Source organism: Calyptranema fuscum S582 (assembly GCF_055793305.1).
On the sequence record NZ_JBSLYH010000006.1, the window covers coordinates 13,555 to 38,095 of the forward strand.

General features: G+C 49.3%; 30 protein-coding genes. 19 read left to right on the forward strand and 11 right to left on the reverse strand.

Annotated features, from left to right (window positions below; translation table 11 throughout):
- Positions 1-68: 68 nt before the first annotated feature.
- The 11 genes from ACR6Z4_RS05890 to nifB form a co-directional block, all read right to left on the reverse strand.
- Positions 69-689: a cysteine dioxygenase family protein gene (locus ACR6Z4_RS05890; RefSeq protein WP_479716441.1), complete on the reverse strand. Its 621-nt coding sequence runs from the start codon at positions 687-689 to the stop codon at positions 69-71.
- Position 690: 1 nt separating this feature from the next.
- The gene (locus ACR6Z4_RS05895) at positions 691-1,170 is read right to left on the reverse strand and encodes a hypothetical protein (protein WP_479716308.1); all 480 of its coding nucleotides are present in this window, start codon (positions 1,168-1,170) and stop codon (positions 691-693) included.
- Between the two features lie 121 nt (positions 1,171-1,291).
- A complete protein-coding gene (nifT, locus tag ACR6Z4_RS05900; protein WP_479716309.1) occupies positions 1,292-1,495 on the reverse strand; it encodes a putative nitrogen fixation protein NifT in 204 nt (67 codons plus the stop codon).
- Between the two features lie 94 nt (positions 1,496-1,589).
- The gene (locus tag ACR6Z4_RS05905; RefSeq protein ID WP_479716310.1) at positions 1,590-1,865 is read right to left on the reverse strand and encodes a nitrogen fixation protein NifZ; all 276 of its coding nucleotides are present in this window, start codon (positions 1,863-1,865) and stop codon (positions 1,590-1,592) included.
- On the reverse strand, positions 1,852-2,985 hold the full coding sequence (gene nifV / locus ACR6Z4_RS05910) for a homocitrate synthase (protein ID WP_479716311.1): 1,134 nt from the start codon (positions 2,983-2,985) through the stop codon (positions 1,852-1,854). The genes ACR6Z4_RS05905 and nifV overlap by 14 nt, the downstream gene beginning before the upstream one ends.
- An 84-nt stretch (positions 2,986-3,069) precedes the next feature.
- Positions 3,070-4,605, reverse strand: a complete 1,536-nt coding sequence (gene nifK, locus ACR6Z4_RS05915; RefSeq protein WP_479716312.1) for a nitrogenase molybdenum-iron protein subunit beta — start codon at positions 4,603-4,605, stop codon at positions 3,070-3,072.
- Positions 4,606-4,796: 191 nt separating this feature from the next.
- Positions 4,797-6,299, reverse strand: a complete 1,503-nt coding sequence (gene nifD, locus ACR6Z4_RS05920) for a nitrogenase molybdenum-iron protein alpha chain (protein WP_479716313.1) — start codon at positions 6,297-6,299, stop codon at positions 4,797-4,799.
- A gap of 118 nt (positions 6,300-6,417) precedes the next feature.
- A complete protein-coding gene (gene nifH / locus ACR6Z4_RS05925; RefSeq protein WP_479716314.1) occupies positions 6,418-7,314 on the reverse strand; it encodes a nitrogenase iron protein in 897 nt (298 codons plus the stop codon).
- A 244-nt stretch (positions 7,315-7,558) separates the two neighbouring features.
- Entirely contained in the window at positions 7,559-8,455 is an 897-nt protein-coding gene (nifU, locus tag ACR6Z4_RS05930; protein WP_479716315.1) for a Fe-S cluster assembly protein NifU, read from the reverse strand.
- 149 nt (positions 8,456-8,604) lie between these two features.
- Positions 8,605-9,813: a cysteine desulfurase NifS gene (gene nifS / locus ACR6Z4_RS05935; protein ID WP_479716316.1), complete on the reverse strand. Its 1,209-nt coding sequence runs from the start codon at positions 9,811-9,813 to the stop codon at positions 8,605-8,607.
- Positions 9,814-10,008: 195 nt separating this feature from the next.
- A complete protein-coding gene (gene nifB, locus ACR6Z4_RS05940; RefSeq protein ID WP_479716317.1) occupies positions 10,009-11,481 on the reverse strand; it encodes a nitrogenase cofactor biosynthesis protein NifB in 1,473 nt (490 codons plus the stop codon).
- Positions 11,482-11,485: 4 nt separating this feature from the next.
- Here nifB and ACR6Z4_RS05945 point away from each other — a divergent pair, with 4 nt between their 5' ends.
- From ACR6Z4_RS05945 to ACR6Z4_RS06035, 19 genes are all read left to right on the forward strand, one after another.
- Positions 11,486-11,632 carry a hypothetical protein gene (locus ACR6Z4_RS05945; protein WP_479716318.1) on the forward strand — a complete coding sequence of 49 codons (147 nt, stop codon included), beginning with the start codon at positions 11,486-11,488 and terminating at the stop codon, positions 11,630-11,632.
- 701 nt (positions 11,633-12,333) lie between these two features.
- Entirely contained in the window at positions 12,334-12,639 is a 306-nt protein-coding gene (locus tag ACR6Z4_RS05950; RefSeq protein WP_479716319.1) for a hypothetical protein, read from the forward strand.
- Positions 12,626-12,934, forward strand: coding sequence for a hypothetical protein (locus ACR6Z4_RS05955; RefSeq protein ID WP_479716320.1), 309 nt, complete (start codon positions 12,626-12,628; stop codon positions 12,932-12,934). Before ACR6Z4_RS05950 ends, ACR6Z4_RS05955 begins: the two co-directional genes overlap by 14 nt.
- Positions 12,935-13,664: 730 nt before the next feature.
- Positions 13,665-14,447, forward strand: coding sequence for a serine O-acetyltransferase (gene cysE, locus ACR6Z4_RS05960; protein ID WP_479716321.1), 783 nt, complete (start codon positions 13,665-13,667; stop codon positions 14,445-14,447).
- Between the two features lie 218 nt (positions 14,448-14,665).
- Positions 14,666-14,875: a DUF2949 domain-containing protein gene (locus ACR6Z4_RS05965; RefSeq protein ID WP_479716322.1), complete on the forward strand. Its 210-nt coding sequence runs from the start codon at positions 14,666-14,668 to the stop codon at positions 14,873-14,875.
- Positions 14,876-15,144: 269 nt separating this feature from the next.
- Positions 15,145-15,456, forward strand: coding sequence for a Mo-dependent nitrogenase C-terminal domain-containing protein (locus tag ACR6Z4_RS05970; RefSeq protein ID WP_479716323.1), 312 nt, complete (start codon positions 15,145-15,147; stop codon positions 15,454-15,456).
- Between the two features lie 86 nt (positions 15,457-15,542).
- Positions 15,543-16,922: a nitrogenase iron-molybdenum cofactor biosynthesis protein NifE gene (nifE, locus tag ACR6Z4_RS05975; protein ID WP_479716324.1), complete on the forward strand. Its 1,380-nt coding sequence runs from the start codon at positions 15,543-15,545 to the stop codon at positions 16,920-16,922.
- A complete protein-coding gene (gene nifN / locus ACR6Z4_RS05980; RefSeq protein ID WP_479716325.1) occupies positions 16,922-18,217 on the forward strand; it encodes a nitrogenase iron-molybdenum cofactor biosynthesis protein NifN in 1,296 nt (431 codons plus the stop codon). The genes nifE and nifN overlap by 1 nt, the downstream gene beginning before the upstream one ends.
- Positions 18,217-18,636: a nitrogen fixation protein NifX gene (gene nifX, locus ACR6Z4_RS05985; protein ID WP_479716326.1), complete on the forward strand. Its 420-nt coding sequence runs from the start codon at positions 18,217-18,219 to the stop codon at positions 18,634-18,636. Before nifN ends, nifX begins: the two co-directional genes overlap by 1 nt.
- Complete coding sequence (locus tag ACR6Z4_RS05990; protein ID WP_479716327.1) at positions 18,633-19,103, forward strand: NifX-associated nitrogen fixation protein; 471 nt, start codon at positions 18,633-18,635, stop codon at positions 19,101-19,103. The genes nifX and ACR6Z4_RS05990 overlap by 4 nt, the downstream gene beginning before the upstream one ends.
- A 220-nt stretch (positions 19,104-19,323) precedes the next feature.
- On the forward strand, positions 19,324-19,557 hold the full coding sequence (locus ACR6Z4_RS05995) for a CCE_0567 family metalloprotein (protein ID WP_479716328.1): 234 nt from the start codon (positions 19,324-19,326) through the stop codon (positions 19,555-19,557).
- 50 nt (positions 19,558-19,607) lie between these two features.
- Positions 19,608-19,922 (forward strand): nitrogenase-stabilizing/protective protein NifW, encoded by a 315-nt coding sequence (nifW, locus tag ACR6Z4_RS06000; RefSeq protein ID WP_479716329.1) that lies wholly within the window; start codon positions 19,608-19,610, stop codon positions 19,920-19,922.
- A 24-nt stretch (positions 19,923-19,946) separates the two neighbouring features.
- Positions 19,947-20,747, forward strand: a complete 801-nt coding sequence (locus ACR6Z4_RS06005; protein WP_479716330.1) for a HesA/MoeB/ThiF family protein — start codon at positions 19,947-19,949, stop codon at positions 20,745-20,747.
- A 19-nt stretch (positions 20,748-20,766) separates the two neighbouring features.
- Positions 20,767-21,135 carry a HesB/IscA family protein gene (locus ACR6Z4_RS06010; RefSeq protein ID WP_479716331.1) on the forward strand — a complete coding sequence of 123 codons (369 nt, stop codon included), beginning with the start codon at positions 20,767-20,769 and terminating at the stop codon, positions 21,133-21,135.
- A 121-nt stretch (positions 21,136-21,256) separates the two neighbouring features.
- Positions 21,257-21,556, forward strand: coding sequence for a 2Fe-2S iron-sulfur cluster-binding protein (locus ACR6Z4_RS06015; protein ID WP_479716332.1), 300 nt, complete (start codon positions 21,257-21,259; stop codon positions 21,554-21,556).
- 249 nt (positions 21,557-21,805) lie between these two features.
- A complete protein-coding gene (locus tag ACR6Z4_RS06020; RefSeq protein ID WP_479716333.1) occupies positions 21,806-22,102 on the forward strand; it encodes a FeoA family protein in 297 nt (98 codons plus the stop codon).
- A gap of 25 nt (positions 22,103-22,127) precedes the next feature.
- The gene (gene fdxB, locus ACR6Z4_RS06025) at positions 22,128-22,424 is read left to right on the forward strand and encodes a ferredoxin III, nif-specific (protein ID WP_479716334.1); all 297 of its coding nucleotides are present in this window, start codon (positions 22,128-22,130) and stop codon (positions 22,422-22,424) included.
- Between the two features lie 279 nt (positions 22,425-22,703).
- Positions 22,704-23,288 (forward strand): CBS domain-containing protein, encoded by a 585-nt coding sequence (locus ACR6Z4_RS06030; protein ID WP_479716335.1) that lies wholly within the window; start codon positions 22,704-22,706, stop codon positions 23,286-23,288.
- A 222-nt stretch (positions 23,289-23,510) separates the two neighbouring features.
- A complete protein-coding gene (locus ACR6Z4_RS06035; protein WP_479716336.1) occupies positions 23,511-24,518 on the forward strand; it encodes a cytochrome c oxidase subunit II in 1,008 nt (335 codons plus the stop codon).
- Positions 24,519-24,541: the final 23 nt, after the last annotated feature.

Here is a 24,541-nt window from a genome sequence, read left to right on the forward strand (position 1 = left end):
TTAAGATTCAATCCAGCACGATCCTGTAGCAGAGGCAGCGTATCAGCCGCCCCCACTACAGAGGTGCCCTAAAATGGTCTTGCCGTATGGGTTATCGGATCAAACTCAAACCGCGATCGCGGTTGTGTATCCCCGTATAAATGAAACGTGACGGTGGGTTCATCGGCGATCGCTTCTACTTGATGAATGGCATCGGGCACAAAACTAATGATGGCTCCCGGTTTCACCCGTTTTTCTCCCACCTGTTCAATCTTATTGGGGAACAGCGGATCATCGACCCGTCGCCAAAAGGTATGTTTTTCTTCGCCCTTTAGAACCGCAACAATTCCCCAGGTTCCGTGATTATGAATCGATGAAACCTTACCCGGTGCAAAGGTTACCGTCTGCACAGTCAGTGGATAGCCAATTTCGTCGTACAGCGTCAGGATCGACACCCCTGTTTTGGGGCACGCTTCCAAATACTGCGTCCGCACCCAGTAGGAATTGTTGACCAACTGCCGCACCCTCATGCGAATTTGAGGTAAGCGCTCCCACTCATCAGCACTATCTTTCACCTCGTTGAGAATATCTTCCACGTCTGATAAAAAACGGTGGAAGTAATAGTTTTCGCGAATCAGATCCCAATCTCGCACCGAAGGACGGGGTTCGCAGTCCCCCGTCTCTGTCACCAACCAGTCTCGACGGGTCAAGTCAGGTTGCATCATCATCGTCATCACCTGAATGCATCAAGATCTGCAAAACCACCGCAGCACCAAACTCGTTTTTATCATCAATTTCTACAATTTGAGACGTTATTTCTTTCGCCATCTCAATCGCACCTATTTTCGCCAACAATAACGCCGATGAGGTGCGAGCGTTTAAGTATAAGCGGATGATGGCATCGTCCTTGCGCTGCATGAGAATCGGTTTTAATACATGCCACGATTCCGGTAATTGCTCTACTTTTTTAACGTAAGCAATCACAGCTAACGCGACATTGAGTGCCATTTGATAGTTGTTTTTATAAAAGAAATAACGGTAGGCGGCAATCCATACATCAGGATCTTCCTGGGCGATCGCCAATGCCTGATTCATATATCGATCCGCCGCAATAGAATTTTCCCAATTCTCGATCGCCAAACAGAGCCATCGTTCAACGTCTTCCGATACGGGAAACCACGAGACAGTCATGGAATCATCCTCAAACAGAAACTATAGCGCTTCGCGCCTGGATATATTACGAATATTGTGTAAGAACCGCGCGGAGCGCGGTTCTTACACAACGCTGTGTACGTCATGCTATTGAAAATCGTTAGTTCAGCCGTCTTGCTTCAATCGTCTGGGGCAACTTCAAAGGCTCTTCTAGCGTAGGAATCGATAATTCCCAACCATTTGCCAGCGTCAAAACTCTGCCGTCATCGCCTTGTTCTTGTTTCACCACTTCTTCTTCTAAATCTTTTTTTGCCACATAAACTGTTAGATGTCCGGCATTATTCTGACGTAGCATTACCTTCATGAATTATTTCTCCAGATCGATGTTGTTGACTGCGTGATATCTATGGGCATAGTGGAGCACCTTGCGCTCCATCATGCTTCTCTGAGTGAATCGTTTACGGTGCGATCGCCTCTACTTCGGCTGATTCCAACTCTTTGGCTCGACATCCGACCACGTATCCGGTGTGCAAAAAATGGACGGCGTAAATGTAAGACGTTTGCAAAAAGGTACCGATGCCAACGACATACCCCGTGTCTCCTTTCTTGGCTAAGGTTTCGCCAATATCTTTACCCGGAAAGGTACCATCATTACGAATTAACTTACGCACCCTGACTTTTTGATTCATATCAAACATAGGGGGATCATCGATTTCGATCTCACTGGATTGCATGGCTGAACCTCCGCTCTGAAACTAGGCGTAGCAATTCTTCGGACGTTAAACTGCGTTTGATTTGGGTAGACAATTGTCGTACAGCAGTCAAAATCGATTGCACTTCATCTTCATTGACCTGAATCCCTTGTTGTTGCAAGAGTTCCTTAACCAGATGCCGCCCGGAATGTTTGCCTGCGACCAGGCGATGCTGACTGCCTACTTCTTCGGGGGCAAAGGGTTCGTAGGTGGCGGGATTTTTCAAAATTCCAGCCGCATGAATGCCTGATTCATGGGTAAAAGCATTTTCTCCTACGATCGCTTTCCAGGGGGGTACAGCCGCTCCAGACGCTTGCGCCACTAAGCGCGATAGTTCTAACAAGCGCTGGGTATTGACCCCCACCTTGATGCCATAGAGTTGCTTCAGCGCCACGACAACTTCCTCAAGAGCGGCATTGCCCGCCCGTTCACCCAAGCCATTGACGGTGGTGTTGACGGAGGTTGCGCCCGCTTTAATGCCTGCCAGCGCGTTAGCCGTTGCCAGTCCCAAATCGTTGTGGGTGTGCATCTCAATCGGAATGGAAACGGCATCCACCAGCTTTCTCACCTTCTGGTAGGTGCTGAAGGGGTCGAGAATACCCACCGTATCGCAAAACCGGAAGCGAGAGGCTCCCCAGGCTTGCGCAGACAGCACGACATCCAACAAAAACGACTCATCGGCTCTGGAAGAATCTTCGCCGCCCACCGCTACAAATAACCCCTGATCACAGGCATAGGTGATGACGGTGCGCAATTGCTCTAGCATTGACCGACAGTCGCCACGAAATTTAGTTTCGATTTGAACGGCGGAAACGGGGATAGAAATATGGACACGTTGCAAACCGCAGGAGAGAGAGGCAGTAATATCCGACATGACTGCCCGATTCCAGCCCAACAATTTTGCTTTGAGTCCCAAGGTGTTGAGGGTGGCGATCGCCCGGATCTCATCTTGCCCCATCGCTGGGATGCCGACTTCCAGTTCTTGCACACCCATGGCATCTAAAAGTTGGGCGATCGCAATTTTTTCCTTGAGCGTAAAGGCAACTCCCGCCGCCTGTTCCCCATCACGTAACGTCGTATCGTTAATTTGAATGGCGTTCATAATGACGTCCCCGCACACCAATAATTAAAAGGTAGGGGCATAGCGCTGCTATGCCCTTACAACGTGGGTCAAGCGTTCTCTCGATTAACGGATTAAGTCGTAGGAAATATCCGTCTTCGCTGGGATGATCGTGTTGCGATCGAGTTCATCGAGAATCGTGTTGACAATCCAGTTGAGCAGGTTGATCGTGCCCTGGTAGCCGTAGGTCGAGTAACGGTGCAGGTGATGGCGATCGAAGATAGGATAGCCAATCCGCACAATCGGGGTCTTGGTATCACGCCACAGGTACTTGCCGTAGGAGTTGCCAATCAACAAATCTACGGGTTCGGTAAACAGCAGCGATCGCAGGTGCCACAGATCCTTACCACCATAAATGGTCGCATTCTGACCGAAGGGACTGGAGGCTAACAATGCCCGAAGTTCTGCTTCAAACACTTCGTTGCTGTTGCTGACGACGATGTGAACAGGTTCAGCACCCACTTCTAGCAAGAATTGGGTCAGTCCAATCACCAAATCTGGATCACCGTACATGGAGATGCGCTTGCCGTGCAACCAGGCTTGAGAATCCGTCAGCGCATCCACAGCTCGACCCCGTTCCGCTTCTAACTCTGCGGGAATCGGTTGACCAGTCAATGCCGACAGTTTCATCAAGAATTCATCGGTGCCGCGAATGCCGACGGGACGAGCCACATAGGTCTTTTGTCCCCAGCCTTCAATCATTTCGCGGGTCTTGACGGTGGAATAAGCCTGGAAGGCGATCGTCGCTTCTGCATTGATGGAATCAGCCGCAACATCTAATGGAGTGCCACCCGGATACATGTTGTATTCTCCGGTATTGGGCGAATCCAGGTATTCCGAGTTATCTGCCAGCAAGGTGTAATCCACACCCATGAGCGAGGCAATCCGCTTCACTTCCCGCAAGTTGCCGATGTAGGTTTCAAACCCAGGAATGAAGTTGATTTTGCCGTTGGTTGTTTCTGCTTTTTTGCCGTTGGTCAAGTTGGTCAAAATCCCCTTCATCATATTGTCGTAACCCGTGACGTGGGAACCGACAAAACTGGGGGTGTGGGCATAGGGTACGGGGAACTCTTGAGGCACTGAACCCGCCGTTTTGGCGTTGGTGATGAAGGCTTGCAAGTCATCTCCGATCACCTCTGCCATGCAAGTTGTGCAGATGGCAATCATTTTGGGATTGTAGAGGCTGTAGCTGTTTGCCAAACCATCAATCAAGTTATTTTGCCCCCCAAACACTGCCGCATCTTCCGTCATTGATGAGGAAACAGCCGAGAAGGGTTCTTTAAAGTGGCGGGTAAAGTGGGAACGGAAGTAGGCTACACAACCCTGAGAACCGTGGACAAACGGTAGTGTTCCTTCAAAACCCACAGCGGCTAAAATCGCACCTAAGGGTTGGCAGGCTTTGGCGGGGTTGACGGTGAGGGCTTCACGGGCGAAGTTTTTCTCGCGATACTCCCAAGTCTTAGTCCATTCAGCGATGCGAGCAATTTCTTCTGGGCTATGTCCACCTTCAAACTCCTTTTTGGCTTGAAAGAGTTCTTGATATTCGTCTTGGTGAAACAGTTCGGCGTGGTCTTTAATGTTGTTGACGTCATTCTGAGCCATTGTTCGTCTCCTGTGTGGGATGTGGGGTGTGGGGTGTGGGACGAGGGGGAGAAGGTGGGGGAGATGAGGAGAATGGAAGGTAGAAAAGCTTTTGTAGAGTGCGTTTACCAGGCACCATTTGAGGTTGTGTTTCGGTGCGTTACACTGCGCGAACGCACCCTACAGCTCACTTTTTTCCCGGTACCAAACTCCTATTCAGCTTTCTTCCACGGCGCACCAATCAAGCTCCAGGTGGGGCTATTGAGTGCCAGATCCATGTCGCGGGCAAAGATCGCGAACCCGTCATAACCGTGGTAAGGTCCGGAGTAATCCCAGGAGTGCATCTGGCGGAATGGTAGTGCCATCTTCTGGAAGACATACTTCTCTTTAATACCGGATGCAATCAAGTCAGGCTTCAGCTCTTTGACAAACTGTTCAAACTCATACGCAGAAACGTCATCGTAGATCAGGGTGCCGTTTTCAACATAGTGGGTGGTGCGTTTGTAGTCGTCGTTATGACCAAATTCGTACCCTGTCCCAATTAGCTTCATTCCCAGGTCATAGAATGCAGGGACAACGTGACGAGGACGCAACCCACCAACCATCAAAGCAACGGTCTTACCTTGCAAACGGGGCAGGTACTTGTCGATCACGGCCTGGGTTTGTGCTTCATACTTGGCAATCACGCGCTCAGCATTGGCTTGAATCGTTTCGTCAAACTTAGCCGCGATTTCTCGTAACGATTCAGCAATCTTGGTGGGTCCAAAGAAGTTATACTCCAACCAGGGAATCCCGTAGGCTTCTTCCATGTGGCGGGAAATATAGTTCATTGAACGGTAGCAGTGAACCAGGTTGAGTTTCACGGATGGCGTGTTGATCATCTCGTTCAACGTACCATCACCGGACCACTGGGCAACCACGCGCAAGCCGATTTCTTCCAGTAAAATCCGGCTCGACCAGGCATCTCCACCGATGTTGTAGTCACCAATGATGGCAACATCATAAGCAGTGGGATCAACCTCCAGGGTACCAGCTTTCTTTTGCTTGTCGTATTGTGGGAAAACCCAGTCGCGAACCGCATCGTTCGCAATGTGGTGACCGAGAGACTGGGAAACGCCCCGGAAGCCTTCACACCGAACCGGAACAACGGTCTTGCCAATGTCTTTGGTTGCTTTCTTGGCAACTGCTTCAATGTCATCTCCAATCAGACCGATGGGGCACTCTGATTGGATTGAAACACCCCGGTTGAGGGGGAAGAGTTCTTCCAGTTCAGAAATCAACTTGGCAAGTTTTTTGTCACCGCCAAATACAATGTCGCGTTCCTGGAAATCGGAGGTAAACTGCATCGTGCCGAAGGTGTCGATGCCTGTGGTGCCAATGTAGTAGTTGCGGCGACCGGACCAGGAGTAATATCCACATCCCACAGGACCGTGGCTGATGTGAATCATGTCTTTGATTGGACCCCAGACCACCCCTTTAGAACCCGCATAAGCGCAACCACGGGTGGTCATGGAACCCGGAACAGACTTGATGTTAGATTTAACACCGCAGTCAGATTTGCCCTCTTCGTAAACGTTCAGATGCTTTTCTCGTTTCTTCGCCGCCTTGTCAGGATAAGCTTCTAAAACTTCTTTGATCAGACCTTTCTTGTCAGCAATCGTCAGGGATTCGGTGGATGTGGGAACTTCGAGAGTCGCTAATTCAGGAGGTGTCATTATTCTGCCTCTCAATTGAGTTGGGATGGGAAACGGTTAAGACAAACGGGAATAAGACGTTTTGAGAAATTTGATTTTCGTGCGCTCGGCACACGAAAATCAAATTTCAAAGCAGACTCTAGACAACGCCCGCAGGAGCTTTGGTACCTTCTTTGATGGCTCTCTCGTACTCTTCTTCGCCGCCCAGAATGCCGAATTCAACCAAGAGATCTTCTAATTCATCCATCGAGATGGGGGTTGGGATTGTCAGATTCTTGTTGTCGATGATCTTACCGGCAAGGGTGCGGTACTCATCAGCTTGCTTGCTGTCGGGTGCATACTCGATCACCGTCATGCGTCGCAATTCAGCATGTTGAACGATGTTGTCGCGAGGAACGAAGTGAATCATTTGAGTATTGAGCCGCTTCGCCAGGGTTTCAATCAATTCCAGTTCTCGGTCAACTTTACGGCTGTTGCAGATCAAGCCACCCAGACGCACACCGCCAGAGTGAGCATACTTGAGAACGCCTCGTGCGATGTTGTTGGCAGCATACATTGCCATCATTTCACCCGACGTGACGATGTAAATTTCTTGGGCTTTGCCTTCCCGAATGGGCATGGCGAAACCACCGCAAACCACGTCACCCAACACGTCGTAAGAAACGAAATCGAGGTCTTCGTACGCACCATTTTCTTCCAGGAAGTTGATGGCGGTGATGATGCCTCGTCCAGCGCAACCGACACCGGGTTCAGGACCACCGGACTCAACGCAACGAACATCGCGATAGCCGGTCAACAACACTTCTTCAAGTTCCAGATCTTCAACCGCGCCACGCTCAGCAGCCAGATGCAAAATGGTGGTTTGGGCTTTGCTGTGGAGCATCAATCGAGTGGAGTCAGCTTTAGGGTCACAGCCGACGATCATAACGCGCTGACCGAGTTCAGCCATGCCAGCAATCGTGTTTTGCGACGTGGTGGACTTACCAATACCACCTTTGCCGTAGAATGCAATCTGTCTAATGCTTTCGTCAGTCATGGGATTAAGCTCCTTGGGGTGTGAGTGAAAGTTAGTGGTTCGCTATTGGCTATTCGCTGTTAGCGGCTTGTTGTTGTTCTTTGAAATTGGGGTGCAGGGGTAAAGCCTCTGGGGGTTATGCCACACACCCTTCGTTCCTAGCTACCTGGGCGGTTGCTACAAACTGATCACAGGGGGAATGGAGACAATCGCGGAGGCGATCGCTCACCCGGCAAACGTTGAAAGATTCTAGAGTTCATACGTTTTACTGAACAGCTTCGACTAATAAGTTGGGTGAGACACGCTCGCGTAAGCGTGATTCAATCGCACCTTTTAACGTGGCAGTGCTACTCGAACAGGAACCACAGGCACCTTTGAGAGAGACGAGAACGCGATCGCCTTCTACGTCGTAGAGTTCTACGTCACCCCCATCGGCAATTAGCACCGGGCGAACTTCTTCGGATAACACTTGCTGAATCAGGGCAATCTTTTGCACCATCGTCAGCGGACGCTGGGATACCGGCTCTTGAGCCTTCGACAGTTCTGCTTCTAGTTTGGCGGGCATGGCATCTCGTTCTGCCTGCACCGACGCGATGATATCTTCGATACCGACCAGGCACGATCCACAACTGCCACCAGCTTTGATGTAGTGAGTGACTTGCTCAGCCGTCGTTAGATTATTTTCAATGACAAAGCGACGGATTTTGGTATCACTAACGCTATAGCAGGTACAGATCAACGCCCCTTCATCTTCTTCATGGACTTCGACTTCAATGCCGCGATATTTATAAATGGCAGCTTCTAGCGCCTCCTGTCCCATAACCGAACAGTGCATTTTCGCTTCCGGCAATCCGCCTAAATAGTCCGCAATATCATGGTTTGAGATCTGCAAGGCTGCGTCTAACGTCAGTCCTTTAATTAACTCCGTCAACGCAGACGAAGACGCGATCGCACTGGTACAGCCAAACGTTTGAAACCGCGAATCGAGAATCGTATCCTGTTCGATATCTATTTTAAGATGAAGTCTCAAGGCATCGCCACAGGCAATGCTACCGACTTCGCCATAAACCACAGCAATTCCAGATTCATTCTCGTTCGCGATCGCCCCTTGGTTTTTGGGGTTATAAAACAGATCCAGTACTTTGTCGGTATAGTCCCACATGGCAGTTATTGGCAGAGTAAGGGTGAGGGGGTGATGGAGGAGATACGGGAGGTGGGGAAGATGGGGGAGGGGAGGGAGGTGGGGAAGATGGGGGAGGAGGGAGTTTTGTTTCAAGCTTTCAGATGCAAAACCTTCCTGACCCTTAACCTCTAATCTCTGACTCCTACCACCGCTTCTTCGCGACCTTGTAACCATTCCGCTTCGTCACTATTGAAGGGCGAGATGGCTCGCAGGCGTTCTACAATGTCGGGCAGGAGAGACAGAACTCGATCGATTTCGGTTTCGCTGGTGAAGCGCGATAGGCTGAAGCGAATCGAGCCATGCAGGATGGTATAGGGCAAACCCATTGCTCGCAAAACATGGGAGGGTTCTAAAGACCCTGATGTACAGGCGGAACCGGAGGACGCACAGATGCCATACTTATCGAGCGACAGTAGGATTGCTTCGCCTTCGATATACTTGAAGCCAATATTCGTAGTATTAGGAAGTCGTTTGGTGGGATGTCCGTTGACAACGGTATCGGGAATCGTCGAGAGGATGCCTGATTCCAGGCGATCGCGCAAGCGTTGTTCTCGCCCCATGTAACTCACTTCAAAGTTGGCGATTTCTGCGGCTTTGCCCAGACCGATGATGCCAGGAACATTCTCGGTGCCTGCTCTACGTCCGCGTTCTTGATGTCCACCAATCAAAAAGGGACGGAAGCGGAACCCTTTACGCACATACAGTGCGCCAATGCCTTTAGGGGCATGAAGTTTGTGACCGGAGATGGTCAACAAGTCCACAGGGCTATTTTTCAGCTTTAGCGGCAGTTTGCCAGCGACTTGCACCGCATCAACATGGAATGTGGCACCTCGTCCTTTGGCGATCGCCCCAATCTCATCCACCGGGAAAATCACCCCTGTCTCGTTATTGGCATACATCGTTGTCACCAGCGCTGTATTGCCTGTAATCGAGGCTTCCAGTTCCATCAGATCCACCATGCCCTGGCGATCGACAGACAGGTAGGTTACAGAGTAGCCCTGCTTTTCCAACTGTTTGCACAGATTCAAAACACACGCATGTTCAACCTGTGTAGTGACAATATGACGGCGATCGGGTTGGGCAGCCAGGGCAGCACGAATCGCCGTGTTATTGCCTTCCGTGCCACCGCTCGTGAAAATCACCTCAGAGGCGTCAGCTGCCCCAAACAAAGCAGCAACCTGTTCTCTAGCTTCTTTGATAGCTTTGCCAACCTGTCCACCAAAGGTATGCATGGAAGACGGATTGCCATAAAACTCGGTGAGATAGGGTAGGATCGCCTCTAAAACGGCTGGGTCTACTTTCGTCGTAGCATTGTTGTCGAGATAGATCACGCTCATGGTTGTTTCTTCTACGGGTAGGGTGAGAGCGGGTTAAGCGGCGCTATGAATTAGGGAGATTGGGCAATGCCAGATGAAGCATCACGATTGCTGAAGTCAGTGTTGAGTTTTAAGTATTGAAAATTTTAAGAATCTACGTTTGACTCAGGTCAAGACTTACGAAAATTCTGTGACTTAAAACTCAACACAGAGTGCTTATCGTTTTTCGACGTAGCGATCGTAGAATTCTCTCGCCACTTTCTCGATGACATCGTAAGCTTCAACGACTTCCAATCCGGCTTCCCGTAGCTCGGCTTTGGGACATTCACCTACTTTGGAAACGAGAATTGCTTTACAATCGGCGATCGCTTTAATCGTGTTTTCTAACGTTGCATCTTCGCCATAACCACTCTGGCAATAGTGATCAATCTTGCGATGTCCAACAAATTTTGCTTCGTTAGCATCGACTTCAAAAACCTGAAACTCCTTTGCATGACCAAAGTGTTGATTGACCAGTCCGCCGCCCTTGGTTGCCACAGCTACCAGGATCTTGAGGCTATTTTGCACCCGTTCACTGGGTTTGACTTTAGCCTTTGCCAGTTTAATCTCTTCCTTAAACTTCTCAATCCCAGCATGAACTTCCTGACGCAGTTCCAGATCGTATTGAGGAGCCATGTCCATGAACTTGTCTTTGGTGAATTCCTGGGAGCGATCTTCACCCAAAAGTCCAACCGCATCAGCCCGACACTGGCGACAGTGGCGCATCATTTTCATGTTGCTATCAGCACACTGATCTTGCAGGGCTTTTAGCTCTTTCGGGTTCGGTCCTCGTTGACCCGTCAAGCCAAAGTGGGTGCCATGTTCCGGAGCTGAAATCAGCGGCATGATGTTGTGCAAGAATGCGCCTTTCTCCCGGATCACCTGATCGACTTCTACCAGATGTTGATCGTTAATACCAGGAATCATCACCGAGTTGACTTTGCAGAGAATATCCGCTTCTTTCAACGCTTGCAATCCTTCCATCTGCCGTTCATGCAGAATGCGGGCAGCCTCTAGACCTTTATATCGTCTGCGTCTGTAGTGAACCCAAGGATAGATCTGGGTGCCGATTTCGGGGTCAACCATATTAATGGTAATGGTGACGTGATCGACATTGAGTTGTTTAATGCGATCGACGTAATCGGGCAGCATCAAGCCGTTGGTTGAAAGACACAACTTGATATCGGGTGCTTTATCCGCAATCAACTCAAACGTGCGGAACGTTTTCTCTGGATTTGCCAGGGGATCACCCGGTCCAGCAATTCCCAATACCGTCATCTGAGGAATTTTACCGGCAATCACTAACACTTTGTGAGCCGCTTCCTCAGGCGTCAATAGTTCACTCACCACACCTGGTCGGCTTTCGTTGGCACAGTCGTATTTGCGATTGCAATAGTTACATTGAATGTTACACGCCGGTGCAACAGCAACGTGCATCCGAGCGTAATGATGATGTGCTTCTTCGCTGTAACACGGATGTTTCTCAATACGTTGTCGCAGACGTTCGTCAAACTCGACTTTCGGACTGGTATTGCTACTACAACCACAACTACTGGAACTTGATTTTTGCGTAGTTGTAACCGTATTTTTTGTGATCAAGATGTCCGTCGTAGGCAGATCGGGGGTCGCCGTAATAGGTGGTGGTGTCATTAGAATGAATTTCCAGAGTGAGGAAGGACGGGCTGACACAAAACCGATGGATAGGATGAAAGCGATCGCGGATCGCAACCATATAGATGCAGCTTACCTACGTAAGTTAGAAACCCATAATTCTCAGACAATGCTGACAGAATCGGTTTAAGGGATAGAAAAAGACATCAATGGTCGCAATCCTGCAAGTCGCATACTAGGGGATTGGGCACTATCACATCGCAGGCTTCACAAGAACCTTCAGGTGGAGAACGTTAAAACTGTGTTCTGCGTTAGAAGAGTGTTTGTGAGTGGCGTTATGGGATTTATATCAGTCGTCTCAAAATGGCAAAAATGACCGACTGCCGATAAAGATTTATTGGATTAATTAGAAATGTACTCAGACCTTCAATCCCTGAAATGAAGCGGATTTAAATATTTCTTCGGGATAGAGGTACGAGTATTTTTGAAGTAGGGTACGAGTATTTATGGGAAAGGGAACAGGTATTCCTGTACTCAAGTCAAATCCAGTCTCTGCAAGGATTGTAAAGTGTTTTGTTACACTTGTGACTGAGTGAAAACCTGTACTCAAATCGATTAGAAAAAAGAAGTTTTGAGGCAATTTTTCAGGAAAATCTATGAAAACCGTAGAGTTTATGCCCAAAAATGACCTCAAAACTTCCCTCGGAAATTCATTCTGTATCTAAACTATCATTTCTTATTTCCAAAATCATCAAAATGTAGCTTTATTTACTGTTCTTGAAGTTCAGAAATAATCTACTTAATCAAGTGCGCCCTACCCCGTCCGCTTTGGAAGCTGGAGCTTTACTTGAAAAAACTCCAGCTTCCAAAACAGATTTGGTTGAACCCACCATGACAGAACACCGTCAAACGCTTTACATGAACTTGATCGATGCATTACTCAAATGCCCCAACGGTCAGGAGCCAGAGGTTTTAGATCAGCATTCAGATTTGCTTGATGCTGGGTTAGTGCAAACGATGACGCAGGTTTCAGCTTACTTTGCCCATCACGATAATCCCGATGCCGCTAAATTTCTCGTCCATGTTGCCCGTGCACTGGCAAAGGAATTAGGTCTTTACCCCCAGGTGCAAACGGTTGCTGAAGATACGTCCGAGCAAACCTCCGAGCAAACCGGAGGTAGTCATGACCCCGACTGATGCAGCCCAGATTGCCCTCGACTTCCTGATGACCGATCTGGCGCTTCCTGAAGACGATTGGGAATGGTTTGCGACGCTCGATACCCGCCTGGTGCAAAACAGTTGGTACGTGGTGGAAATTGGCGTCGAAGGCTTACCGGATAAGTGGGTGTTGCAAGTCTACGATACGGGTATCTGTGACCCCAGCTACTCCTTTGTGTCGCCCGTAGACCCGACGGGCAGCATGGAGGATCTGGCAGAACTCCCAGAGTCCATAGCAGCGGCGATCGCCTTCGAACGACTCAACAACCCCTAAACCCTGAGGCAAGTATCATTCCCCTGGCTTCAGGACAGAATTGAGTGTGCGAGATCCTCGTCTATGCAAACGGGCGGCTGAGCCAGTGGCTCAGCCGCCCGTTTGCATGGGTCATATGGGATCATCTTTTTTTCGTATCTATATATACAGTATGTATATAGCGCTTCGCGCCTGGGTAGGTAACGATTATTGTGTGAGAGCCGCGCTCCGCGCGGCTCTCACACAATAACCTGGACTTCGCGTGATCACAAGTTGCGTAATCCACGTTGCAGTAACGACCCCTAAATAGCGCAAAGAAAATTGACACAAATCCTGACATCATGACTTGTAGATTTAGATTGAAAGGAATAAGATATGAATCGTATCTACAGATACAGAAACCCTTTATCTGCCACTTGCAACACGCCTCTTTGAGTGCAGATGAGTACAGATCAATTGAGCACAAAATGTGCGTCTAAATCAGCCTCAAACCCTTGTTTGACAAGGGTTTAGCTGTGAGTACTAAAATACCTGTTCCCCTACCCCATAAATACTTGTACCCTCAATTAAAAATACTAGAACCCCTACCCCGAAACATTTTTAAATCCTCCATTTAATCGGGCGTTCAGGGGTTGAGTACAACTCTAATTAATCCAATAAATCTTATCCGGGTTCATTGTCCCTTCTTGCTTAGAAACACCTGATATAAGCAGGAAGAACAGGACATGAATTGTTTATTCCCGGAACTCCAATGCGCTGCACCCCCCACTCTCTCCACCCCCCTTCCTCTCCGACGCTGGAGCATCCCTGCCAGACCGAGAGCTACCGATCCGCAACAGCACCGAGACTTGAATCCAGATCAGCTCAGCCTTTCTTTGTGAAAGTCTGGCAAGTCCTGTTAACTGACTTTCGCGTCATTTTTGAGCGTGATCCAGCGGCACGCAATGGGTTGGAGGTGCTATGTTGCTATCCCGGTCTACATGCCTTGTTCTTGCATCGCATTGCCCATGAATTACATCGTCAGCGGGTACCCTTCTTCCCACGTTTGATTTCTCACGTGGGACGTTTTTTTACAGGGATTGAGATTCATCCCGGTGCTCAAATTGGCAAAGGGGTGGTGATTGACCACGGCATGGGGGTGGTGATTGGAGAGACAGCGATCGTCGGCGACTATTGCCTGATCTATCAAGGCGTAACCCTGGGTGGAACCGGAAAAGAGACTGGCAAACGACATCCAACCTTAGGAGAGCATGTCGTTGTCGGTGCAGGCGCAAAGATTTTAGGCAATATCGACATTGGCGATCATGCTCGCGTCGGAGCAGGTTCGATTGTGCTCCGAAACGTTCCTGCTCATTGTACCGCCGTAGGAGTTCCCGGTCGTAATCTTTGTCGCGTTAATCTGCCCAGTTCACCTCTTGACCACGGAAAAATGCCCGACGCAGAAGCAACTGTGATTCGTACGTTAATCGATCGCATTGAACGGCTCGAACAACAGCTACAAGCCCTCACAGCAAAACCCACTATTCACCTATAAACATGACGCAAGGTATTCTCCCATGCCGCCCTTTTAAAAACGATCGCCCATCCCCCATAGATATCACATGTAAGACCTAAAACGTTTCTACTGATATCCAACCTGAATACCAGTCTTGTTACCCATTGAAGATCTCATGTTTGACAGTGCCCATTCCCTTGCTCAAAACAGCCTAAGGTTCATCCCATTAATCCTCTAAAAGCCATCAGGAGAGCGCTATGGAACGTCATCGACATACCCAATTTATCCAGTTCTTACAAACTGAATTGGCAGTATCAGACGAGGCGATCGCCGTAGCGCTTAAACATCCAGAACAAGATATCGCCCCCTTGCATATGATCCTGTGGCAATACGGGTTAGTTTCCATCGAACAACTCAGTCATATTTTCGATTGGTTAGGTCATCAACCTATTGCCAGCATCTATTGATTGAGATGGCAAATCATCAACCCAGACGCGCCCTTGCGCCGTTAGGAGAATCCATCATGATTGTCTCGCTCCTCCCCCTGTTTAGCCTCCTACTTTTGTACAAGATTGCTTACGATTACATGCTTAAACGCATGCTCACCGAACCTCCCGTTACCCCCCAACCCAACGAAATCGAATCCGATCCATCAATCCCCAATTCCTAAAAGCACCCTTGAAAGAGACGCGATCAATCGCGTCTCTACCCCCCCAACACCACCTTCCCTCATGCCATGTCTACTATCACCCACTCCCCACTTCCTCTTCCCAGAAGAGATCACTCTCCCTTTACGCCGTTAGCGCCGCTACGCCGCTGGCTAAATCGCATCCCCATCCGCGATCGCCACTTTGCCCACCTCATCTGCCGATTCATTCCACCCACCTGCCCCTTTGCACGAGATATCACCCTGTTTGGACACACCCTTGTTCGCATCCCACCATTGTGTAAACTCAACCCCTTTTACAACGAATTCATCACCCTCCGCTTTCATGCCCTGACCTACCTCGCTAACCTCTCCGGCGAAGACATCACACCCTATATTTAGCCAGCATCCGATGTCTTAGAAGGGTATTAGACCTCAAACCGTTCCCTCGCGTCCCATCTCCCCACTCTCCCTATCCTCCTTCTGCCATGAAACTTACCCAAGGCAAAATCAACGAACTTCTGACTGAGCCGGGTTGCGAGCACAACCACCACAAGCACGGTGATAAAAAAAATAAAGCCTGCGCTCAACAGGCTCAACCCGGTGCAGCGCAAGGTGGCTGTGCTTTTGATGGCTCGATGATTGCCCTGGTGCCCATTACGGATGTTGCCCATCTAGTGCATGGCCCGATCGCCTGTGCGGGCAACTCTTGGGGGGGGCGCGGCAGCTTATCATCTGGCTCAAAGCTCTACAAAATGGGCTTTACAACTGACCTAACTGAAAACGATGTCATCTTTGGTGGCGAAAAGCGGTTGTATAAAGCCATTTTAGAAATCGAGCAACGCTACCAACCCGCCGCCGTATTTGTCTATTCCACGTGCGTCACGGCATTAATTGGAGATGATCTGGATGCAGTTTGCCAGAAGGCAGCCGAGAAAACGGGCATCCCCGTTGTCCCGGTCAATTCTCCGGGTTTCATTGGCAGCAAAAATCTAGGAAACCGTGTCGGTGGTGAGTCGTTGCTAGAGTATGTCATTGGCACGGCTGAACCCGAATACACCACGGCTTACGACATTAACCTGATTGGCGAATACAACATTGCAGGCGAGTTGTGGGGTGTCTTACCACTGTTCAAAAAACTGGGCATTCGCGTTTTAGCAAAGATTACAGGTGACGCGCAGTACAAAGAAGTTTGCACAGCTCATCGCGCCAAACTCAACGTCATGATTTGCTCGAAAGCATTGATTAATGTCGCGCGAAAAATGGAAGAGCGATACAACATTCCTTACATAGAAGAATCCTTTTATGGGGTCGAAGATATTAATCGATGTTTACGTAACATTGCCGCGAAATTAGGCGATGAACTTTTACAACAGCGCGTCGAACAGTTGATCGCAGACGAAACCGCAAACCTTGACAACCAATTAGCATCCTACCGTGCCCGTCTCAAAGGCAAACGAGTCGTTCTTTATACGGGTGGGGTCAAGAGTTGGTCGATTATCTCGGCAGCAAAAGATTTGGGCATGGAAGTGGTTGCCACCAGTACGAAAAAAAGTACCGAAGAAGACAAAGCCCGAATTCGTGAATTACTCGGTCAAGACGGCATCATGATGGAAAAAGGCAATGCCCAGGAATTGTTGCAGGTGATTGCCAAAACCAAAGCCGACATGCTGATTGCTGGTGGACGCAATCAATACACGGCACTCAAAGCTCGTATTCCCTTCCTCGATATCAATCAAGAACGTCATCATCCCTATGCGGGTTACGTTGGCATGGTGGAAATGGCACGAGAGCTAGATGAAGCACTGTACAGCCCGATTTGGGAACAAATTCGTAAACCTGCACCCTGGGATGAGGAGGTTGTGTAATGGCTATTGTCAGTACGCCAAAGAAGTCCGTTGCCGTCAATCCGCTGAAGCAGAGTCAACCTCTGGGTGCAGCGATCGCCTTCCTGGGGTTAAAAGGAATGATGCCCCTGTTTCATGGGTCACAAGGATGTACTGCCTTTGCCAAAGTGATGCTGGTGCGCCATTTTCGCGAAGCAATTCCCCTTTCAACAACCGCCATGACCGAAGTCAGCACCATTCTGGGGGGCGAAGACAATGTCGAGCAAGCGATCTTAACCCTGGTCGAAAAGTCTAAGCCTGAAATCATTGGGCTATGTACCACAGGATTGACAGAAACCCGTGGCGATGACATGGAAGGCATCTTGCGCAGCATTCGCAAGCGGCATCCAGAACTATTTGATATGCCGATTGTCTTTGTTTCTACCCCCGATTTTCGTGGAGCATTGCAAGATGGGTTTGCCCTGGCAGTCGAAAGCATGATGCGATCGCTGCCCCAACCGGGTGAAGTGCGGATGAATCAGATCAATCTGCTGGTCAGTTCTGCATTTACCCCCGGTGATGTGCAAGAAATCAAAGAGATCACGGCGGCTTTTGGGTTGAAAGCCATTGTAGTGCCAGATTTATCGACATCGCTAGATGGGCATTTAGACGACTCTCCTAGCAGTACGACCAGCGGCGGCACAACCCTGGCTGAATTGCGTGAAATCGGATGCTCCATGTTCACGCTGGCATTGGGAGAAAGTATGCGGGGTGCGGCTCAAATTCTCAGCGATCGCTTCAACATTCCCTATGAAGTTTTCCCGCATCTGACGGGATTAGATGCCGTAGACGAGTTCTTGCAAGCCCTGTTTGATCTGAGCGGCGTCCCGGTGCCCAATCAATATCGTCGGCAACGTCGCCAGTTGCAAGATGCCATGTTGGATACGCATTTTTTCTTTGGACGAAAGCGCATCTCGCTGGCATTAGAGCCAGATTTATTATGGGCAATCACCAGCTTCCTGCAATTGATGGGAGCCGAGGTTCAAGCAGCCGTAACCACGACTAAATCGCCGTTGTTAGAACGGATGCCTGTGGAAACCGTAGTGATTGGAGATTTAGAAGATTTCGAACAACTGGCAACCGGCTCTGATTTGCTCATTGCTAATTCCAATGCATCGGCGATCGCCCGTCGGCTTCATATTCCCCTATATCGCCAAGGCTTCCCGATCTTTGATCGTCTGGGCAACGGTCAGTTTAGCAAAGTCGGCTATCGGGGCACCATGCAGCTTTTGTTTGAGATTGGCAACCTGTTCCTGGAACAAGAGGAGAACCACTGATGAAAATAGCCTTCACCACAAGCGATCGCGTTCACATCAACGCTCACTTTGGCTGGGCAAAAAAAATTGATGTCTACGATGTTTCGCCAGATGGGTACACGTTTATCGAAACCCTTGTCTTTAATGGCGACTTGAAAGAAGACGGCAATGAAGACAAACTTTTACCCAAAATTGAAGCACTGTATGACTGCACGATTGTCTATGTTTCGGCAATTGGAGGAAGTGCCGCTGCTCGTTTGATTAAGAAACGAATTACACCTGTGAAAGCGCGTTCGGAGGACGAAGAAATTACCGATGTTCTCACCAAGCTGGTGCAAACCTTAAACGGAAATCCACCCCCCTGGTTAAGGAAAGCCCTGCAACAACAACAGACCAATTTCGATGAATTAGATGAAGCTGAGGAAGAAGTGACTGTATGACCACAACGACGACCCCTGAAACCACCACTACGATTCTAGAATCTCCATTTTTGAAAGCGATCGTTCAGCAAATTCGTGCCAACGATGCCTATGGCACCTACCGCAACTGGTCGGATGAGTTGTTGCTCAAACCCTATGTGGTTAGCAAAGTTGAAAAACGAGCCATTTCGGTAGAAGGTGACGTTGACCCCATCACCAAAGGTCGCATCTTAGCCTTCTATCGGGCGATCGCTTCTTGCATCGAAACCGAAACCGGACAACTGTGTCAGGTCGTCATTGACCTGAGTCATGAAGGTTTTGGCTGGGCGCTTGTCTTTTGCGGTCGTCTTCTGGTGGTCACCCGCACCCTGCGCGACGCTCAACGCTTTGGCTTTGACTCGCTCGAAAAAGTTGCCGCAGAAGGCGACAAGCTGGCGCAAAAAGGCATTGACTACATCCGCAAGTATCCCGAAGTTGCCAACCCATAGCCGCTCAGTAGGGGTTTGGAACTATCCGGTTCTCACTCAATTTGTGTTCACCTGGCATGCCAAACTCCTCTAGCAGTCGAAGGGCTGATTAGGACAGGGGCGTGGGGACTGCGCCCCCGGACAGGGGTTCCACCCCTGCACCCCGTCCGAATTAACCATTCAATTGCCATTCCCATACATTTCCCACGTCTGCCCACACCCATTTCTCATTTCCTCAATCATGGTTCAGACAACAGATACAAAAGTTCCACCCAACATCGACGAGCTAAAAACGCAAATTCGCAAGCTCAACAGCAAAGCAGGCCAACTCAAAATGGATCTGCACGATTTAGCGGAAGGCTTACCAACCAACTACGAACAGTTAATGGACGTTGCCTCCCAAACCTACGCAGTTTTTCGCACTCTGACTGAATTAAGGCAACAACTCAAAGCCTTAGAAAAAGACCTCGTGTAGTTCCACCCACCCTTCGCCAAACCACCTGTATACCACCGGGAGTCATTGACATGACAGGGACGTTGCAAGCTTTCAATCAAATCACCGATGCAGAACAATACTTTGAGTTTTTTGGATTGGACTACGATCCACAACTGGTCAATGTGAATCGCTTGCACATCTTAAAGCAATTCTCAAATGCCATTAAAGAGCTTCATGCCACCGTACCAGATGCAAGTGAAGCAGAGCGGCTAGAGCAATATCGTGCCGCGCTCATGCAGGCTCATAGCCTATTTCAAACCTCTACTGGGGTTGAACAAAAACTCTTCAAAGTGTTTCATGAGAAACCTGCCAATGTTGTGTTGTTGAGTGAAATCGGAAGCTAAATCCCATAGGGGAGGAATTAAGACGTGTTCGAGTTTACGCCAACTGAGTTAGAACGCTATCGTCGTCAGATGATGCTGCCCAATTTTGGGGAGGAAGCACAGCAAAAGCTCAAATCTACAACGGCTTTGGTCACAGGTGTCGGTGGGCTAGGAGGCACAGCAGCCCTGTATCTAGCCGTTGCCGGAATTGGGCGATTGATCCTGGTGCGAGGGGGCGAGTTACGTCTGGATGACATGAACCGTCAGATCTTAATGACGCATGATTGGGTAAATTCGCCACGCGTCTTTAAAGCAAAAGAAACCCTACAGGCAATCAATCCTGATGTCCAGGTTGAAGCCATTTGTGAGTACGTTATATCAGACAATGTAGATGCGCTGGTTCATGATGCGGATATTGCACTTGACTGCGCCCATAATTTTGTGGAACGTGACTTACTGAATGATGCCTGTGTGCGTTGGCGTAAACCTATGGTTGAAGCTGCCATGAACAACATGGAAGCGTATTTGACGACCATTATTCCAGGGCAAACTGGCTGTCTGACCTGTTTGTTTCCAGAAAAACCAGATTGGGATAAACGGGGATTTGGCGTCTTAGGCGTGGTATCGGGAACGCTGGCATGTTTGACCGCGTTGGAAGCCATTAAGGTAATTACGGGATTTAGCCCACCGCTTTTGTCTCAATTGCTGACGATGGATTTACACCACATGGAGTTTGCCAAGCGGCGGACTTACCACGATCCCCATTGCCCTGTCTGTGGCGATCGCACTCAACGCACTCATTCATCAGAGCTGAATTCAATCGAGCAATTTTCATCCATTCTCTAGATTTTACCCGGAGATTTTCATGACCATTACCCTCACCGAAAAAGCAGAATTTCGTCTGCGGGCGTTTCTGCAAGGTTCACCAGACAAAGATATCCCCAGTCGAGGCGTTCGCATTGGCGTATCTGATGGCGGATGCAGTGGCTACCAATATACGTTAGACATTACCAATACACCCGGTGCCGATGATCTGATTTTTCAACACGGCAAAGTCAAGGTTTATGTCGATCCAGGCAGCGCTCCGCTCCTAGACGGTGTCGTTGTGGATTACGTCGAAGGCATCATGGAAAGCGGCTTTAAATTCAGCAACCCCAACGCAACCGAAAGCTGTGGGTGCGGACAATCCTTCAAAGCCGGAGACTGCTCACCCGTCGGCGTACCGTGCAGCTAGAGATCCAGAACCAGATCAGAACAGTTTAGGGTTGAGGATCAAATGCAAACGTTTCACTCAACCCTTACCCCCCACATCCCATCAGCTCCACACTCGTTACATTCAACTCGGAGAACCCACCATGACCACCTACAACGTCAGACTGATCAATAAAAAGCGAGATATTGACATCACCATTCCCATCGACAGTAGCACTTCAATCTTAGAAGGTGCAGAAGATGCCGGAGTTGATTTACCCTTCTCTTGTCATTCTGGCGCGTGTTCCAGTTGCGTAGGCAAACTGGTTGAAGGCGAAGTTGATCAGTCTGATCAAACGTTCTTAGATGATGAACAAGTTGCCAAAGGGTTCGTACTTTTGTGCGTCGCCTACCCAACCTCTGACTGCACCATCCGGACGCACCAAGAAGCGTACTTAGTTTAGTTAGGCTCACAGATTCAATCAGTCAGCAACGCTAGCCTTCAACGTCTACAGGTACGACACCCATCTCCCATTCAACTACACTCACAGCAAGCCCATCTCCCTCACCTCCCCCACCTCCCATTCGACTACGCTCACGGCAAGCCCATCTCCCCCATCCCTTCACCCCTTCATCCCTCTATCTCCCCCACCTCCCCCATCCCCCTTCATCCCTCTATTCCCCTTCATCCCCCGTCCCATCCTCGGAGGTTCATGCTGATGTTTAACCAGGGTTTTACGGTATCTGGCTCTTCACTGAAATTAATGAGTATTGGAGAACGTGGCGTTGTCACGGGCTTTAGCCATTCCAATGATGGCGTCAAAGGGAAACTGCGATCGCTGGGTTTGTTTCCTGGCACGCTGATTACGCTAGAACAACGCTTTCCTCGGTTCATCGTTAAAGCAGGATTCAATCGTATTGCGCTGGATGAACACATGATCCGTTCGGTCTATGTGCGGCTGGTTGATCAGCGCACCGGATTGACCACAAACGAAGGGCAGCATCGCTAATTCGGAAATTACAGGAACAATAATTATGTCAACACTAACGGGTTTAACATTGGGGGGCAAAAACTGGATCCCTCAATTCGTGCAAAAGATTGCTCAAGACCGCTGCATTGGTTGCGGTCGCTGTTTCAAAGTCTGTGGTCGCAACGTATTAAATTTGCGGGCTTTGAACGAAGACGGAGAGTTTGTGGACAACGAGGACGACGACGAAATTGAACGCAAGGTGATGACCATTGCCAATGCAGACAATTGCATTGGTTGTCAGGCGTGTTCCAGAGTATGTCCCAAGAATTGCTACACCCATGCTGAATTGGCGATCGCCTAATGATCTATCGGCATGACAGATGGGTTTAGCAAACAGTGTTGCCATTGATTCATGATGCAACCTGGGGCACGAGGGGCTATGTCCTTAGACAGGTTCAAATATTGATTCATGATGCAACCTGGGCACGAGGGGCTATGTCCTTAGACAGGTTTAAATACTGTTATCCCCTCAGTTGCAATCCTTTGGGGTTGCACATTTCGCAGTTTAGGAGGTATCCAGCAGATTAGTCTGCTTTGCAATTGCAAGTAACGACAATAAAAGCAAGGAGAAAAATCTCATATGGTAACCGCACGGGAAATTATGACCGAAGATGTCGCAACAGTTCGCGGCTCCGCAACCGTTGCCGATGCAGTTCGCCTCATGCGACTGCGAGGGCTGCATTCACTGGTTGTAGAACGTCGGACGGATGATGACGCTTACGGTATCGTCACAGACACAGACATTTCAAACAAGGTCATTGCTTACGGCAAAGATCCTAAACAAGTGCATGTCTATGAAGTGATGACAAAGCCCTGCATTGTGGTCAATCCCGATTTAGCAGTGGAATATGTTGCCCGATTGTTTGCTCAGACTGGCATCGACCGTGCCCCCGTGATCCAGGGTGACTTACTCGGCATCATCTCAGTGACTGACATTTTGGCGAAGAGCGATTTCCTGGAAAATCCCCGAGTGCAAATTCTAGAGCGCGTGCTGCAACAAGCCACCGTCAATGCGCGCGCCCTCAGTGAAGCCAAAGGTGAAACATCCCAAGAAGCAACTGATGCGTGGGAAGCGGTCAATGACATTGCCGCAGAATTAGCATTTTGTCGCGGGCAAAGCACACCGACCCCAACCGTTCCTCCAACCAATCTAGTAACGGCATAAGGCGTCTGAGCCAATAACACTGTTGGGTTGCACGGGCTTCGCCTCGTGCAACCCAACAGTGTTCGATGAAATTCAATGAATACTAGATTTTCGATTTTATTCTATCTATCATTCTCAGGCTATAAATTAAATCGATATTAAGCTTCTGTCAACTCCCTGTATTTACTTATATAGTTTTGCAGAGATCGAATAAGCAGTGGATCACCTGACCAGGGAAGATTTATGAAACAAGTTCCCGCTTCACTTTTGACTTTGATAGCTGGTGTGGTTATTACGCTGATTAGCCTTTGGGTAGGTCAGCATCACGGGTTACTCCCCGAACAAGCGTCCGAGCAAGCGCCATTAGTCGATGGCTTTTTTAACCTGATGGTGACGATCGCCACTGCTTTGTTCCTGATTGTGGAAGGGGCGATCGTTCTGTTTGCGATTCAATTTCGCAAACGAGACGGCGATGAAACCGATGGTGAACCTATTGAGGGCAACTTTTCGCTAGAAGTAGTTTGGACGGCGATCCCTGCCATTATCGTGATTGGGTTGGGCGTTTATAGCGTCGTCGTGTATGAGCAAATGGGTGGCTTTAGCCTGTCGCTGGGGCATGACATGGCAGCCCATCACTCATCCGCCGTTATGGTCGCACAAGCACCGACCGATGAACCTGTGGCACCGCTGCTGGCGGAATCGGCGATCGCTGCTGAGGAATCCCCCCAAACCACGGCTAAATATGGCTTAGGTGCGACACCGGAAGAAATGGGTAAGGGTGCCGATGTGACGGTGAATGTAACGGGTATTCAATATGCCTGGATTTTCAACTATCCCGATGCCGGGGTCACGACGGGTGAATTGCACATTCCCCTGGGGAAAGACGTCCTGCTGAATCTGTCCGCACAAGATGTCATTCACTCGTTTTGGATGCCCCAGTTTCGCCTGAAGCAAGATGCCTTACCCGGACAACCCAGTCAGCTTCGGTTTGTTGCCACCAAAATTGGCACCTTTCCGGTGGTTTGTGCCGAGTTATGCGGTGGCTATCACGGCAGTATGCGGACGCAAGTCGTCGTGCATTCGCCTGAAGACTATGAGCAATGGTTGGCAGACAATCGTGTTGCTCAGAACATCGATTTAGACACAGCGATCGCAACGCATACGGCTGATCTATCAGCATCCGAATTTCTCGCACCCTATGCCAAGGCATGGCACGTCGATACAGCCATGCTGAATCACCTGCATCCCTAAGAATCACGAATTAATTAAAACCC